General features: G+C 64.6%; 10 protein-coding genes. 6 read left to right on the top strand and 4 right to left on the bottom strand.

Annotation, left to right across the window (positions count from 1 at the left end; all coding sequences use genetic code 11):
• Nucleotides 1-21 precede the first annotated feature (21 nt).
• The gene (locus AC07PQ_RS15490) at nt 22-2886 is read right to left on the bottom strand and encodes a putative bifunctional diguanylate cyclase/phosphodiesterase (RefSeq protein WP_493185845.1); all 2865 of its coding nucleotides are present in this window, start codon (nt 2884-2886) and stop codon (nt 22-24) included.
• A 246-nt stretch (nt 2887-3132) separates the two neighbouring features.
• Between AC07PQ_RS15490 and uvrD the strand changes: the two genes are divergently transcribed.
• The 4 genes from uvrD to AC07PQ_RS15470 all read left to right on the top strand — a co-directional run bounded on the left by uvrD (nt 3133) and on the right by AC07PQ_RS15470 (nt 7909).
• Nucleotides 3133-5316: a DNA helicase II gene (uvrD, locus tag AC07PQ_RS15485; RefSeq protein WP_007927596.1), complete on the top strand. Its 2184-nt coding sequence runs from the start codon at nt 3133-3135 to the stop codon at nt 5314-5316.
• Between the two features lie 256 nt (nt 5317-5572).
• Nucleotides 5573-6451 carry a Tim44 domain-containing protein gene (locus AC07PQ_RS15480; RefSeq protein WP_007927597.1) on the top strand — a complete coding sequence of 293 codons (879 nt, stop codon included), beginning with the start codon at nt 5573-5575 and terminating at the stop codon, nt 6449-6451.
• A gap of 138 nt (nt 6452-6589) precedes the next feature.
• Nucleotides 6590-6997 (top strand): SMI1/KNR4 family protein, encoded by a 408-nt coding sequence (locus AC07PQ_RS15475; protein ID WP_007927598.1) that lies wholly within the window; start codon nt 6590-6592, stop codon nt 6995-6997.
• A gap of 60 nt (nt 6998-7057) precedes the next feature.
• Complete coding sequence (locus AC07PQ_RS15470; protein ID WP_495072391.1) at nt 7058-7909, top strand: alpha/beta hydrolase; 852 nt, start codon at nt 7058-7060, stop codon at nt 7907-7909.
• Here AC07PQ_RS15470 and AC07PQ_RS15465 read toward each other — a convergent pair.
• On the bottom strand, nt 7906-9669 hold the full coding sequence (locus AC07PQ_RS15465) for a cation:proton antiporter (protein ID WP_007927600.1): 1764 nt from the start codon (nt 9667-9669) through the stop codon (nt 7906-7908). The genes AC07PQ_RS15470 and AC07PQ_RS15465 overlap by 4 nt on opposite strands.
• Nucleotides 9670-9935: 266 nt before the next feature.
• On the opposite strand from AC07PQ_RS15465, the gene AC07PQ_RS15460 reads away from it, so the two are divergent.
• Nucleotides 9936-10418: an acyl-CoA thioesterase gene (locus tag AC07PQ_RS15460; protein WP_007927601.1), complete on the top strand. Its 483-nt coding sequence runs from the start codon at nt 9936-9938 to the stop codon at nt 10416-10418.
• A 67-nt stretch (nt 10419-10485) separates the two neighbouring features.
• Here the strand turns inward: AC07PQ_RS15460 and pdxY are convergent, their stop codons facing one another.
• Nucleotides 10486-11358, bottom strand: a complete 873-nt coding sequence (gene pdxY / locus AC07PQ_RS15455) for a pyridoxal kinase PdxY (RefSeq protein WP_007927602.1) — start codon at nt 11356-11358, stop codon at nt 10486-10488.
• Between the two features lie 116 nt (nt 11359-11474).
• Between pdxY and AC07PQ_RS15450 the strand changes: the two genes are divergently transcribed.
• The gene (locus tag AC07PQ_RS15450) at nt 11475-11870 is read left to right on the top strand and encodes a DUF3301 domain-containing protein (RefSeq protein ID WP_007927603.1); all 396 of its coding nucleotides are present in this window, start codon (nt 11475-11477) and stop codon (nt 11868-11870) included.
• Nucleotides 11871-12020: 150 nt separating this feature from the next.
• Here the strand turns inward: AC07PQ_RS15450 and AC07PQ_RS15445 are convergent, their stop codons facing one another.
• Nucleotides 12021-12983, bottom strand: a complete 963-nt coding sequence (locus tag AC07PQ_RS15445; RefSeq protein ID WP_493185843.1) for a CobW family GTP-binding protein — start codon at nt 12981-12983, stop codon at nt 12021-12023.
• Between the last annotated feature and the right edge of the window lie 105 nt (nt 12984-13088).

Raw genomic sequence — 13088 nt, 5'->3', positions numbered from 1 at the left:
GATCGCAGCCTGCGGCAGCGGCTACAGGGTCTCGGCCCGCAACAGCGCCGCAAGCCCCTCGGCTTCCACCGGCCGACTGATCAGGTAGCCCTGCACCTCATCGCATTTCTGCTCCTTGAGAAATGCCAGCTGCTCCGGATGCTCCACCCCTTCGGCCACCACCTTCAGCGACAGCCCGTGGGCCATGGCGATGATCGCCCGGGTGATCGCCGCGTCGGCGCTGCCTTCGCTCAGGCCGCGGATGAATGCCTGGTCGATCTTCACGTAGTCCACCGGAATCCGCTTGAGGTAGCTCAGCGAGGAATAACCGGTGCCGAAGTCGTCGATGGCCAGCTTCACCCCCAGGTCACGCAGTTGCTGGAAGGTGGAAACGATGTGTTCGACGCTGTCGAGCAGATGGCTTTCGGTCAGCTCCAGCTCGAGGAAGTGCGGCGCCAGCCCGGTCTCTTCCAGCACGCTGCGCACCTGGCTGACCAGCTTGCCCTGGCGCAGTTGATGCACCGACAGGTTCACCGAGACCCGAATCGCCGGCAGCCCCTGGCGCTGCCACTCGCAGGCTTGCCAGCAGGCCTGGCGCAAGACGAATTCGCCGATCGGGCCGATCAGCCCGATCTCTTCCGCCAGGCCGATAAAGTCCCCCGGCGGCACCCGCCCCAGATCGGGATGGTCCCAGCGCACCAAGGCTTCGGCGGCGTTCAGGCGGCCGGTGGCGAGGCACAGTTTCGGCTGGTAGAACACCTTCAGTTGGCGCTCCTCGACCGCCTTGCGCAGCTGGTTCTCCAGTTGCAGGCGCTCCAGGGTGCTGGCTTGCAGGCTGGCGGTGTAGAACTGGAAGTTGTTGCCGCCCAGGTGCTTGGCGTGTTGCATGGCGATGTTCGACTGGCTGATCAGCGCCGGAATTTCCCGCGCGCTGTCGGGCAACATGCTGATGCCCATGGAAGCGCTGACCACCAGCTCATGGCCTTCCACGGTGATCGGCAAACGCAGCTTCGCCGACAAGCGGGTGGCCACCCGGGTCAGGCTCGACAGGCTGCCATAGGCATCGAACAGCACCGCGAACTCATCGCCGGACAAGCGGGCAATGGTGTCGGCTTCCGGCAGCGCGTTGACCAGCCGCCGCGCCATTTTCTGCAACAGCTGGTCGGCGATGTCGTGGCCCAGGCTGTCGTTGAGCAGCTTGAAACGGTCCAGGTTGATATGCACCAGGGCCAGGCTGCGGCCGCCCTGGCGCATCCGTTGATGGGCTTCGCGCAAGCGTTCGCGAAACAGCGAACGGTTGGCCAGGCCGGTGAGCTCGTCGTAATGGGTCAGGTAGCGCATGCGCTCTTCGGATTCGCGCCGCGCCGACAGATCGGCGAAAAAGCCCACAATATGGCTGACCTTTCCCCGCGTATCGCGCACCACGTTCAATTGCAGCCACTGCGGGTACAGCTCGCCGTTCTTGCGCGCCTCCACCAGTTCGCCCTGCCAGCTGCCGTGCTGTTCGAGGGCTTGATGAATCACCGGAAAGTGCCGCCGTGCGTCGCGGCTGCACGGCAGGTCGACCACATTGCGCCCGAGCATGTCCTCGATCTGGTAACCGGTAACCCGGCTGAACGCCTGATTGACCGCCAGCAGCACGTAATCGGGGTCGAGGATCACGATGCCCTCGCTGGCCGCCTCGAACACCATCGCCGCCAGGCGACGCTGCTCTTCCTGTTGCTTGCTGGCGCTGATATCGCGCCGGGTGCCGACCATGCGCAGCACCCGCCCGCCTGGGCCGCGCTCCACGGCACGCCCACGGTCCTCGATCCAGACCCAGCGGCCATCGGCATGCCGCACGCGATATTCCACCAGGTAATCCTCGGTGCGCCCCTTCAGGTGCTCCACCAGCGCGCGCTTGAGCAGCGGCAGGTCTTCGGGATGCAGCAGCGGCTTGAGGTGGCTGAGCATCGCCCGCACGAACTCCGGCTCCAGGCCGAACAGCTCCTTGATATGGCTGTGATGGACCTCGTCGGTCTGCAGGTTCCAGTCCCACAGCCCCAGCTGGCTGGCCTTGAGGGCCAGGGCCAGGCGCGCCTCGCTCTTGCTCAGGGCCTGGTTGGCCGCGTCCAGCTCGAGGCTGCGCTGGGCCACCCGGCTTTCCAGGCCGACCTGGGCTTCGCGCAATTGCTCTTCGGCGCGGCGACGCTGCTCGACCTCCCGCAGCAGCTCGCTGTTGAGCTGTTCGCTGCGGCTCTGCGCCTGTTGCAGATGTTCGATCAGGGCCTGGTTCTGGAAACGCCGCAGCAAGCCCATCTGGATCAGGCGGTTGACCTGCCAGGCCACCACGCTCAGCGACACCAGCAGGATCAAGCCCAGCCAGCCCCAGCCGCGCTGCTGCTCGTCGCCGCCCCAGAACAGGTAGCCGATCGCCGGTAGCAAACAGGGCAAGGTAAAGGACAGGAAGGCCGGCAGGCTTACCGCGTAGGCCACGCTGGCCGAGAGGATCGCCGCGCCGATCAGGCCGAAGACCCAGGCCTGCTGCAGGAAATTGTCGGTGGGCATCAGGGCGATGCCGGCGCAGGCCAGGGTCAGGCCGCTGACGGCGGAGCCGAGCAGGAACATGCGGCGCCAGACCGGCTGCGCCTGGCGGCTGGGAATCGCCGAGTCGAACGCCGCCACCTGGATCACCCGCAGGGCGACCAGGGCCAGCAACCAGACCATCCACACGCTGACCAGCCAATAACGCTCGGGGCTCCACAGCAGCCAGGCGCAGACCAGGCCGTTGAGCAGCATGAACAGGGTGGGCAACAGGGAGCCCTGATAAAGCAGGCGCGTGCGCTCTACCGCCATCTCCATGGCGTATTGCTTGCGAACAACCCGAGGCTCCACGGAGGGTCCGGACGGGCCAGTGCTGAGTGTCATAGGCAGTGTTCTTATAATGATTGAGCCCGAAACGTCGCCGGAGCATACACAAGCAACCGCCCGGACCAAACTGCCTGGAATCATAAAATCGGCAAATCCGCGCGAGCGCCGATCCCTGCGAAATTCCTCCAGCCAAGCCCGGCCAACGGCTGCAGCCCGTGACCGACCGGTCGTCCCCGGCGTTCTTTTATCGGCTAAACCAAAGCTTGGTTTGCCCGGTGTGCGCCAGCCCCCTAGAATGCCCCGATGCGCGATGATCTCTCCCTTCTGCTGAACTCCCTCAACGATGCCCAACGCCAGGCCGTAGCCGCCTCCTTGGGTCGTCAGTTGGTCCTGGCCGGTGCTGGCTCCGGTAAAACCCGAGTGCTGGTGCACCGTATCGCCTGGTTGATCCAGGTCGAGAACGCCTCACCCCACTCCATCCTGTCGGTGACCTTCACCAACAAGGCCGCTGCCGAGATGCGCCAGCGCATCGAGCAGTTGATGGGTATCAACCCGGCCGGCATGTGGGTCGGTACCTTCCACGGCCTGGCGCACCGCCTGCTGCGGGCGCACTGGCAAGAGGCCGGCCTGAGCCAGACCTTCCAGATCCTCGACAGCGACGACCAGCAACGCCTGGTCAAGCGGGTGATCCGCGACCTCGGCCTGGACGAGCAGCGCTGGCCGGCCCGGCAGGCCCAGTGGTTCATCAACGGGCAGAAGGACGAAGGCCTGCGTCCGCAACACATTCAGGCCAGCGGCGACCTGTTCCTGGCCACCATGCGCGGCATCTACGAAGCCTACGAGGCCGCCTGCCAGCGCGCCGGGGTCATCGACTTCTCCGAGCTGCTGCTGCGTGCCCTGGACCTGTGGCGCGACCACCCGGGCCTGCTGGCGCACTACCAGAAGCGTTTCCGCCACGTGCTGGTGGACGAATTCCAGGACACCAACGCCGTGCAGTACGCCTGGTTGCGCCTGCTGGCCAAGGGCGGCGACAGCCTGATGGTGGTGGGCGACGACGACCAGTCGATCTACGGCTGGCGCGGCGCGAAGATCGAGAACATTCACCAGTACTCCGAAGACTTCCCGGACACCGAAGTGATCCGCCTGGAGCAGAACTACCGCTCCACCGCCGGCATCCTCAAGGCCGCCAACGCCCTGATCGCCAATAACACCGGGCGCCTGGGCAAGGAGCTGTGGACCGACGGCGGCGAAGGCGAAGCGATCAACCTGTACGCCGCCTTCAACGAACACGATGAAGCGCGCTACGTGGTGGAAACCATCGAAAGCGCCCTGAAAACCGGCCTGGCCCGCAGCGATATCGCCATCCTCTATCGCTCCAACGCCCAGTCGCGGGTGCTGGAAGAAGCGCTGCTGCGCGAGCGCATTCCGTACCGCATCTACGGCGGCCAGCGCTTCTTCGAACGCGCCGAAATCAAGAACGCCATGGCCTACATGCGCCTGCTCGAAGGTCGCGGCAACGACGCGGCCCTGGAGCGGGTGATCAACGTGCCGACCCGCGGCATTGGCGAAAAGACCGTCGAAGCAATTCGCGAACACGCGCGCCACAGCCATGTGTCGATGTGGGAAGCGATGCGCCAGCTGGTGGCCAATAAAGGCGTGACCGGGCGCGCCGCCGGTGCCCTGGGCGCCTTCATGGAGCTGATCGAGCACCTGGCGGCGAAAACCGCCGAGATGCCGTTGCACCTGATGACCCAGACCGTTATCGAGCAGTCCGGCCTGATCGCCTACCACGAAGCGGAAAAAGGCGAGAAAGGCCAGGCCCGGGTAGAAAACCTCGAGGAACTGGTCAGCGCCGCGCGCAACTTCGAGCACACCGAAGAAGACCAGGAACTGACGCCGCTGGCGGCCTTCCTCGGCCACGCTTCGCTGGAAGCCGGCGACACCCAGGCCGACGAGCACGAAGACAGCATCCAGCTGATGACCCTGCACAGCGCCAAGGGCCTGGAATTCCCTTACGTGTTCCTGGTGGGCATGGAAGAAGGCCTGTTCCCGCACAAGATGAGCCTGGAAGAGCCCGGCCGCCTTGAAGAGGAACGTCGCCTGGCCTACGTCGGCATCACCCGGGCGATGCAGAACCTGGTGATGACCTACGCCGAAACCCGACGCCTGTACGGGAGCGAGACCTACAACAAGGTGTCGCGTTTCGTACGGGAGGTGCCGAAGGGGCTGATCCAGGAAGTGCGCCTGTCCAACAGCGTCAGCCGTCCGTTCGGCGGTGGCCAGTCGCAGAGCACCAGCAGCCTGTTCGGCGGCAGCGAGATCCCGGACACCGGCCTCAGCCTCGGCCAGGCGGTACGCCACTCGGTATTCGGCGACGGTGTGATCCTCAACTTCGAAGGCGCCGGCGCCCAGGCCCGGGTCCAGGTGAACTTCAGCGAAGGCAGCAAGTGGCTGATGCTCGGCTACGCCAAGCTCGAAGCCATCTGACGCCTTGACCTCCTTCGCCATGCCGGGGCGATGCTTCTGAACCAGAAGCATGCCCCGCGGCATGGGGCGAAATCGGGCTGACCGGCCACTGAGCCGTTGCATCCGCCCAACGGACAAACCTGTACAGGGCCCACTTGCCTCGACCCAAGCTGAACCGTGGCTGTCAGGCAAAAGCCCGAAACACTCTGCCGCTAGCCAGTGACACTTCACCTGTGCAACATGGCGCGCGTGCCATCCACAAATGGGAATTCCCTTTATGAAACGTTTTCTTAGCATCGCCATGGCGTTGTGCATCGGCCTGACGATGAGCCTCGACGCCAACGCCAAGCGCTTCGGTGGCGGCAAAAGCGCTGGCGCCGCGCCGACCCACCAGACCAGCCAGATGGCTCCGTCCTCTTCCGGCATGGGTTCCACTGCCGCGACCGCCGGCGCTGCCGGTGCCGCGGGCGCTGCCACCAAGGCCAGCGGCGCTTCGCGCTGGCTCGGCCCATTGGCCGGTATCGCCGCAGGCGGCTTGCTGGCCTCCATGTTCATGGGCGACGGCTTCCAGGGCATGCAGATCTTCGACATCCTGATCATGGCGGTCATCGCCTTCCTGGTCTTCCGCTTTATCGCCGCCCGTCGTCGCAAGCAGCAGGAGCAGTACGCTCCAGCCGGCCACGCACCGATGCAGCGTGAAGCCTTCGAGCCAAAACCTGCCTCCGGTTCGATCTTCGGTGGTTCGGCTGCACCTGCCGCCGCGGCCCGTCCGGTAATCAACGCGCCAGCCTGGTTCAACGAAGAGCGTTTCGTCGAAGCCGCGCGCAACCACTTCCAGTCCCTGCAGCAACACTGGGACGCCAACGAAATGGACAAGATCGCCGAGTTCGTGACCCCGCAGATGCTGCAATTCCTGAAGCAGGAACGTGCCGATCTGGGCGACGGCTTCCAGTCGACCTACATCGACAACCTCAATGTGCAACTGGAAGGCGTCGACGACCGCGCCGACAAGACCATCGCAACCCTGACCTTCACCGGCGTGTCGAAGACCTCGCGTTTCGACCAGGGCGAAGTGTTCAGCGAAAGCTGGAACATGGAGCGCGCCCAGGGCGAAAATCAGCCTTGGCTGGTTGCAGGTATCCGCCAGAACGGCTGATTCTCTCCAGTGTCACATCGGTAATCGCAAAACCCCGGCTCAGGTCGGGGTTTTGCATTTCACGATTGCACTTATAGCGAGCTACTGTATAAACCGCCGTCTATTAAACCGCGCCATAGAGCTAAGAGGACCCAGGCCGTGGAAGAAGTCATCGAGCAACTCCGTGAAGCAAACGAACCGGTACCCGTTCCCCTGGAACTGCCGGATGAAGACCTGCTGGTGGAAATCGAAGAACAGCTGTTCATCAATATCCCGTTCGTCTTCAAAGAGTTCCTGTTGACCGTGAGCGATGTCGTCTACGGCAGCCTGGAGCCGGTCACCGTGACCGACCCGCAATCCCACACCTACCTGCCGGAAGTGGCCGCCACCGCCTGGGACATGGGCGTGCCGCGCGAGCTGATCCCGATCTGCCAGGACGGTGATGACTACTACTGCGTCGAGGAAGACGGCACCGTGGTGCTGTGGTCCGGCGAAGAAGAGCTGATCACCGAAGAATCCTGGGAATCGGTATGGCACTGGGCGCGGGACGTCTGGCTGGAAAGCTGATCGGCCTTGCGCGGTTTCGCCCCGCGGGCGCAGGCGCATGGATCGACTGCCACCCGTTGCATGACGTTCACAAGCGGTCGCGCCACCCGGTCGATCGCCGCATTGACACTACTCGCCAGCAGCCTGCTGGCGGGTTGTCAGTCGCCCATGGCTCAGTTGCAAAACCTGAGCACGCAGTACGCCCATCAGGTCGAAGTCCTGCCCACTTCACCCTTCCCGCTCGCCAGCAGCCTGCCCCTGCACTTATCCAAACAACCCCGCCTGCGCGTCTACCTTGAAGGCGACGGCCATGCCTGGTCGACAGCCCGCCAACCCAGCCTCGACCCCAGTCCGCAGCACCTGCTGATGGTGCAACTGGCGCTGAGCGATCCCCGTCCCAGCGTCTATCTGGCCCGCCCCTGCCAATTCGTCAGCGCGGCCGACTGCACGGCGGCGATCTGGACCGACCAGCGCTTTTCCCCAGCGGTACTACGCAGCCTCGACCAGGCCCTCGACCGCCTCAAGCTGCGTTATGGCAATCAGGATTTCGAGCTGATCGGCTATTCAGGTGGCGCGGCACTGGCCCTGTTGCTGGCCGCGCGGCGAGACGATATTGCCCAGGTGCAAACCCTGGCCGGCAACCTGAGCCCTCGGCTATGGGTCAGTGCGCTGGGGCTGAGCCCGTTGCACGGCTCCCTCGAGCCGCTGGACCAGGCTCCCAAGCTGGCCCTGGTAGCGCAACGGCATCTGCTCGGCCAGGCCGACCGCAGCGTGCCTGCCAGCCTCTACCCCGCCTACCGACAGGCGCTGGGGACGAAAGCCTTCTGCGTACAATCCGTCAGCCTGCCCGGGGTCACCCACGACCAGGGCTGGGTCGAAGCCTGGCGACACTGGCGCGACCAACCGCTGAGTTGTGCATCACCGGGCAATTAGTGCCCATTGTCTTCCTTGTGGTTATCCAGGGTATCCAGCAAGGCCACCTGCATGCGGGTGTGCACGCGGATGAACCAGCGCCACAGCAGCGCGGCCACCGCCGCCGTCACCACCGCAATCAGCACCAGCAGCTCGGTGGTCGGCAAGATGCTCGAAGACAGCGCCGCCAGCAGCAGGAAGATCACCAGCAGCGACAGCACCGGAATCACCTCGGCGATCACCCGGCGCACGCGCTGGGTGTGACGCCCGGCCATTTCCGGCTTCACCCCCATCTCCGCCAGCAGCATCGACAGGGCCTTGAGCTTGCGATAGGCGGCGATCAGGAACGGCAGCGACAGCAGCAGCGCCCCGCCCCAGATCAATGCCTTCTGCCAGCTCGGATCACTGATCCAGTCCTGCAGGTATTCGCCAATGCGCGCGGCGAAATAACCGCCGGAGAAGAAGATCGCCACCACCAGCGCCAGATTGACCCCGACCTGCAACAGGATCCGCCGGATCATCGACGCCAGCAGCGCCCCCTCGCCATGGAGCTGGATACTGCGCAACCATTCGCCGTACATGCCCAACACCCGGCTCAGGCGGGTCGGCATCACGGCGGCGAGCTTCAGCGACAGCGGGTCGGCGGCGCGGATCAGGTAAGGCGTGAGCAAGGTGGTAATGGCCGATACGGCGACCGCCACCGGGTAGAGAAAGTCGCTGGTGACCTGCAGGGTCATGCCCAGCGCCGCGATGATGAAGGAGAACTCGCCGATCTGTGACAGGCCCATGCCGACCCGCAGCGAGGTGCGGCCATCGTTGCCGGCGATAAAGGCGCCCAGGCCGCAGGACAACATCTTGCCCAGCACCACCGCGACGGTGATCACCGCGATCGGCCAGGCGTATTGCAGGAGGATCTGCGGGTCGATCATCAGGCCGATGGCGACGAAGAAGATGGCGCTGAACATGTCGCGTACCGGCTCGATCAGGCGCTCGATCTTCAGCAATTGCCGCGACTCGGCCATGATCGCGCCAATCAGGAAGGCGCCGAGCACCATGCTGTACTCCAGCTTGACCACCAGCAGGCAGAAGCCGAAGCACAGCCCCAGCACGGTAATCAGCAGCATCTCGTTGCTTTCGAACCTGGCCACGTAGGCCAGCAGCCGCGGGACCAGCAGGATGCCGATGACCAGGGCGACGATCATGAACAGCGAGAGCTTGCCGACGGTGGAGAACACTTCCCCGGAACTGACGGTGCCGCTGACCGCGATGCTCGAGAGCAAGGCGATGATACCGATGCCGAGGATGTCTTCGACGATCAGCACACCGAAGATCAGCTGGGCGAAGCGCTGGTTCTTCATCTTCAGGTCGTTGAGCGCCTTGACGATGATGGTGGTCGAGGAAATCGCCAGGATCGCGCCGAGGAACAGCGAGTCCATGGTGTTCCAGCCGAACCAGCGGCCGATCTCGTAGCCGATCCAGATCATCAGCACGATTTCCATGAACGCCGCGATAAAGGCCGTGGCGCCGACCTTGAACAGCTTGCGCAGGCTGAACTCCAGGCCCAGGCAGAACATCAGGAAAATCACCCCCAGCTCGGCCAGGGTCTTGATCGTGTCTTCGTCGTGGATCAGGCCGAACGGCGGGGTGTGCGGGCCGATGATGAAGCCGGCGACGATATAGCCGAGGACCACCGGCTGCTTGAGCCGGTGGAAGAGAATGGTCACCACGCCTGCGACCAGCATGATCACTGCCAGGTCCTGAATAAAGCTGATGGCATGCATGGCGTGGGGCTCCTTGGGGTCGTGTTCTTGCGGGCGGCGCGGGGGCGTTGCGCAGCCTGCCGGCCAGCGGGAAAAGCCCTTGGGACGGGCTTTTGAAGGTTAACATCGCGACTTGTGCCAGAAAGGCGGTGCAATATATGGAAACAGATAGATCGCCGCGTGACGGCGATCGCGGGCGCAGCGTCCCGTTATCGATGGTTTGAAACGCTGACCAAGCACCCGCAGAGGTGCGCCCCGCAACCCCTGCCTTAACCCGTGAGTGTGCTATGGAACCCGGAAACGCCCAGCTGTCGATGACGGTATTGATGACCCCTGACATGGCCAACTTCTCAGGCAATGTCCACGGCGGCACCCTGCTCAAGTACCTCGATGAAGTCGCCTACGCCTGTGCCAGCCGTTATGCCGGCCGTTATGTGGTGACCCTGTCGGTGGACCAGGTGATCTTCCGCGAGCCGATCCACGTCGGCGAACTGGTGACCTTCCTGGCCTCGGTCAACTACACCGGCAACACCTCGATGGAGGTCGGTATCAAGGTGGTCACCGAGAACATCCGCGAGCGCTCGGTGCGCCACACCAACAGTTGCTTCTTCACCATGGTGGCCGTGGACGACCAGCGCAAACCCGCCGCCGTGCCGCCACTGCAACCGCAAACCAGCGAAGACAAGCGCCGCTTCATGCAGGCCCAGCAACGCCGGCAGATCCGCCAGGAGCTGGAAAAGCGCTATCAGGAAATCAAGGCCGACGCCTGATCGTCCGAGACAGGCTCGCTTCTGCCGAGCGAGCCTGTTGGCGATAAGCCCCCGCGCAACCCGTTAGTTACAGCTCGATCGGTACCGCCTCGAACCGCACCCGTGGATGGGTGATCCGGTCCTGGGCCCGTATCAGTTGCAGTTCGTAACTGGCGCAGGCCTGGGTTTCCAGCAGCACTTCATGGACCGCCGCGGCGGTGAACTCGAACGCCGCCACCAGGCTGTCGCCCAGCAGCACCCGGGCCAGGAACAGGCCCGAAGTCAGGTCGCCCACACCCACCGGCTGACGCGGGAATGCCAGCAGCGGACGACGCAGGTGCCAGCTGCCTTCGGCGGTCACCAGCAACATCTCGAAGCCGTCCGGCAGCTTGCCCGGGTAATCCAGATGCTTGACCAGCACCGCTTTCGGACCACGCGCCAGCAGCGCCCGGGCCATGGCCAGGCAGTCGAACAGCGACTGCGGCTTGCGCCCGGCGAAACTGTCCAGCTCCAGTTGGTTGGGGCAGAGGAAATCCGCCACGGCCGCCGCCTCTTCCAACAGGAAGTCGCTGACCTCCTGGGGCACGCTGCAACCCTTTTCCGGGTGACCCATCACCGGGTCGCACAGGTACAGGGCCTTGGGGTTGGTCGCCTTGATCCGCGCCACGCCACCGAGGATCGCCCGCCCCTGCGCCGCGCTGCCCAGGTAGCCGGACAGCACCGCGTCGCAGTTACCCAGTTCGCCGATGGCGGCAATGCCTTCCACCAGCTCCGGGATCTGGTGCGGCGACAGCACCTCGCCGGCCCACTGGCCGTATTGCGTGTGGTTGGAGAACTGCACCGTATTGAGCGGCCAGACATTCACCCCGACCCGCTGCATGGGAAACACCGCGGCGCTGTTGCCGGCATGGCCGAAGACCACATGGGACTGGATCGCAAGCAGATGAGGCGTACGTTTCATTCGGGTCATTCCGTAAAACGATTGAAATTCGAGCCGCGCAGTATGCGACTAAACGCAACCTGTACGACAGACCGAAGACGCAGTTAAGCTGGTGCGACTTCGTTGGAGCGCACCTCATGCTGACCCTTGGAAACATTTTCGTGCTGATGCTGCTGGCGACCGGCGCCGCCTGGCTATGGCACAACCACGGCCTGCGCGAGCGGGCGCTGGAGAGGGTCAAGCAGCATTGCGCGCGGCTCGATATCGAGCTGCTGGATGGCAACGTGGCGTTGAAGCGCATCGGTTTCGTCAGGGACGCCAGTGGTCGCCGGCGCCTGGCCCGGATCTACACCTTCGAATTCACCGTCACCGGCGAAACCCGCCATGCAGGGACCATCACCCAGTTCGGCGCCCACAGCGCGCAGATCGAGCTGGCGCCCTACCCGATTGCAACGCCCGCGCCGCCACCCGTGCCGACACACAGCGCCGAAGTGATCGAACTGAGCCAATGGCGCGAAGGACGCAGCAAGTAAGGCCAACCGCCTATGCACTCCTGTAGGAGCGAGGCTTGCCCGCGATAGCCGCGAAGCGGTGATTTTTCCTGGCAAAACGCGTCATCGTTGACGATTTTTTCGCGGGCAATCGAGCGTCGACCGGCCGCTCCTACAGAAGCAGGGGTTGGATTATTGGCAGCACTCAGCCAGGGACTGTTGCAGGGTGGCCACGTCCTGCGGCTCGCTGAAGATCAACTCGATACGTGAATCGCGGCGCCACTCGCTGGCTTGCCAGTGCAGCGCGGCGTTATCCAGGGCGTTGCCCGAGACCCAGCCCTGCGCACCGTGGATCACCAGCTTGGCCCGGCGCCAATCAAGGCTCGCCAGCCATTGCTCGACGTGCCCGACCTCGAACACCCGGCTCGGGTGCCAGCGCCAACCGATGCTCCAGCCGCCCTCCTGGGCCTGGCTCAGGCAGATGGGCCGGGCCGGATCGGTCCAGATTGCCGGCAGCTGCGCCAATCCCTTGGGTACTTCGAAGGCCTCAATGGCAGCCCCCGCGCGAGCCTCCACGCCAGGCAAGCGCTCCAGCGCCAAGGTCCCGCGGGTAGTCCAGAGTAGCGGACAGGCCGGCAACTGCTCGAGAATGCCCTGACGCTGCGCCGCGTCGAGCCCTTCGTCCTTGTTCAGCAGCAACAGGCCGGCACTGGGCAGCGCCTCCTGTTGGGCCTGCGGCAGCGGCTTGCCGGCCGCCAGCGCCTGGGCATCGAGGACCAGCACGCAAGGTTGCACGGCCAGGACCTTTTGCCAGGGCGCCTCACGCAATTGCTGGAGCAGTTGCGCCGGGTGCCCCAGGCCGGAAGGTTCGATAAACAGACGGTCGGGCCGGGCCTTGCGCAGCAGGCGCCCCAGGCCCACCTGGAACGGCGCGCCGTTGACACAGCACAGGCAGCCGCCGGCCACTTCGCCCAGGGCGATACCGTCCTCGTCCCGGGCCAGCAGCGCCGCGTCCAGGCCGATCTGGCCGAACTCGTTGATCAACACCGCCCAGCGCTCATGGGCCGGACGCTGCGCCAACAGGTGCTGGATCAGGCTGGTCTTGCCCGCGCCGAGGGGGCCGGCGATGACGTGGGTGGGGATGTTGTGCAGCATGGGGGGAACGCTCGGAAAGGAGGTGATTGATCCTACGCGCTAACCCGCGGCAGCGAAATTCCCGTAGCCGCTGCCACAGGCTGCGATAAGGCGCGCAGCGCCTTC

This window comes from Pseudomonas sp. GW821-FHT09E12, from assembly GCF_059416085.1.
Note: the sequence above shows the minus strand (reverse complement) of the source record. Positions and strands in the feature narration are given on the sequence as shown.

Excerpts from the sequence above, each read along its gene's own strand:
- AC07PQ_RS15480 (WP_007927597.1), top strand. The coding sequence starts at position 5,573 with ATGAAACGTTTTCTTAGCATCGCCATGGCGTTGTGCATCGGCCTGACG.
- AC07PQ_RS15450 (WP_007927603.1), top strand. The coding sequence starts at position 11,475 with ATGCTGACCCTTGGAAACATTTTCGTGCTGATGCTGCTGGCGACCGGC.
- AC07PQ_RS15445 (WP_493185843.1), bottom strand. The coding sequence starts at position 12,983 with ATGCTGCACAACATCCCCACCCACGTCATCGCCGGCCCCCTCGGCGCG.
- AC07PQ_RS15490 (WP_493185845.1), bottom strand. The coding sequence starts at position 2,886 with ATGACACTCAGCACTGGCCCGTCCGGACCCTCCGTGGAGCCTCGGGTT.
- pdxY (WP_007927602.1), bottom strand. The coding sequence starts at position 11,358 with ATGAAACGTACGCCTCATCTGCTTGCGATCCAGTCCCATGTGGTCTTC.
- AC07PQ_RS15460 (WP_007927601.1), top strand. The coding sequence starts at position 9,936 with ATGGAACCCGGAAACGCCCAGCTGTCGATGACGGTATTGATGACCCCT.
- AC07PQ_RS15470 (WP_495072391.1), top strand. The coding sequence starts at position 7,058 with ATGACGTTCACAAGCGGTCGCGCCACCCGGTCGATCGCCGCATTGACA.
- AC07PQ_RS15465 (WP_007927600.1), bottom strand. The coding sequence starts at position 9,669 with ATGCATGCCATCAGCTTTATTCAGGACCTGGCAGTGATCATGCTGGTC.
- uvrD (WP_007927596.1), top strand. The coding sequence starts at position 3,133 with ATGCGCGATGATCTCTCCCTTCTGCTGAACTCCCTCAACGATGCCCAA.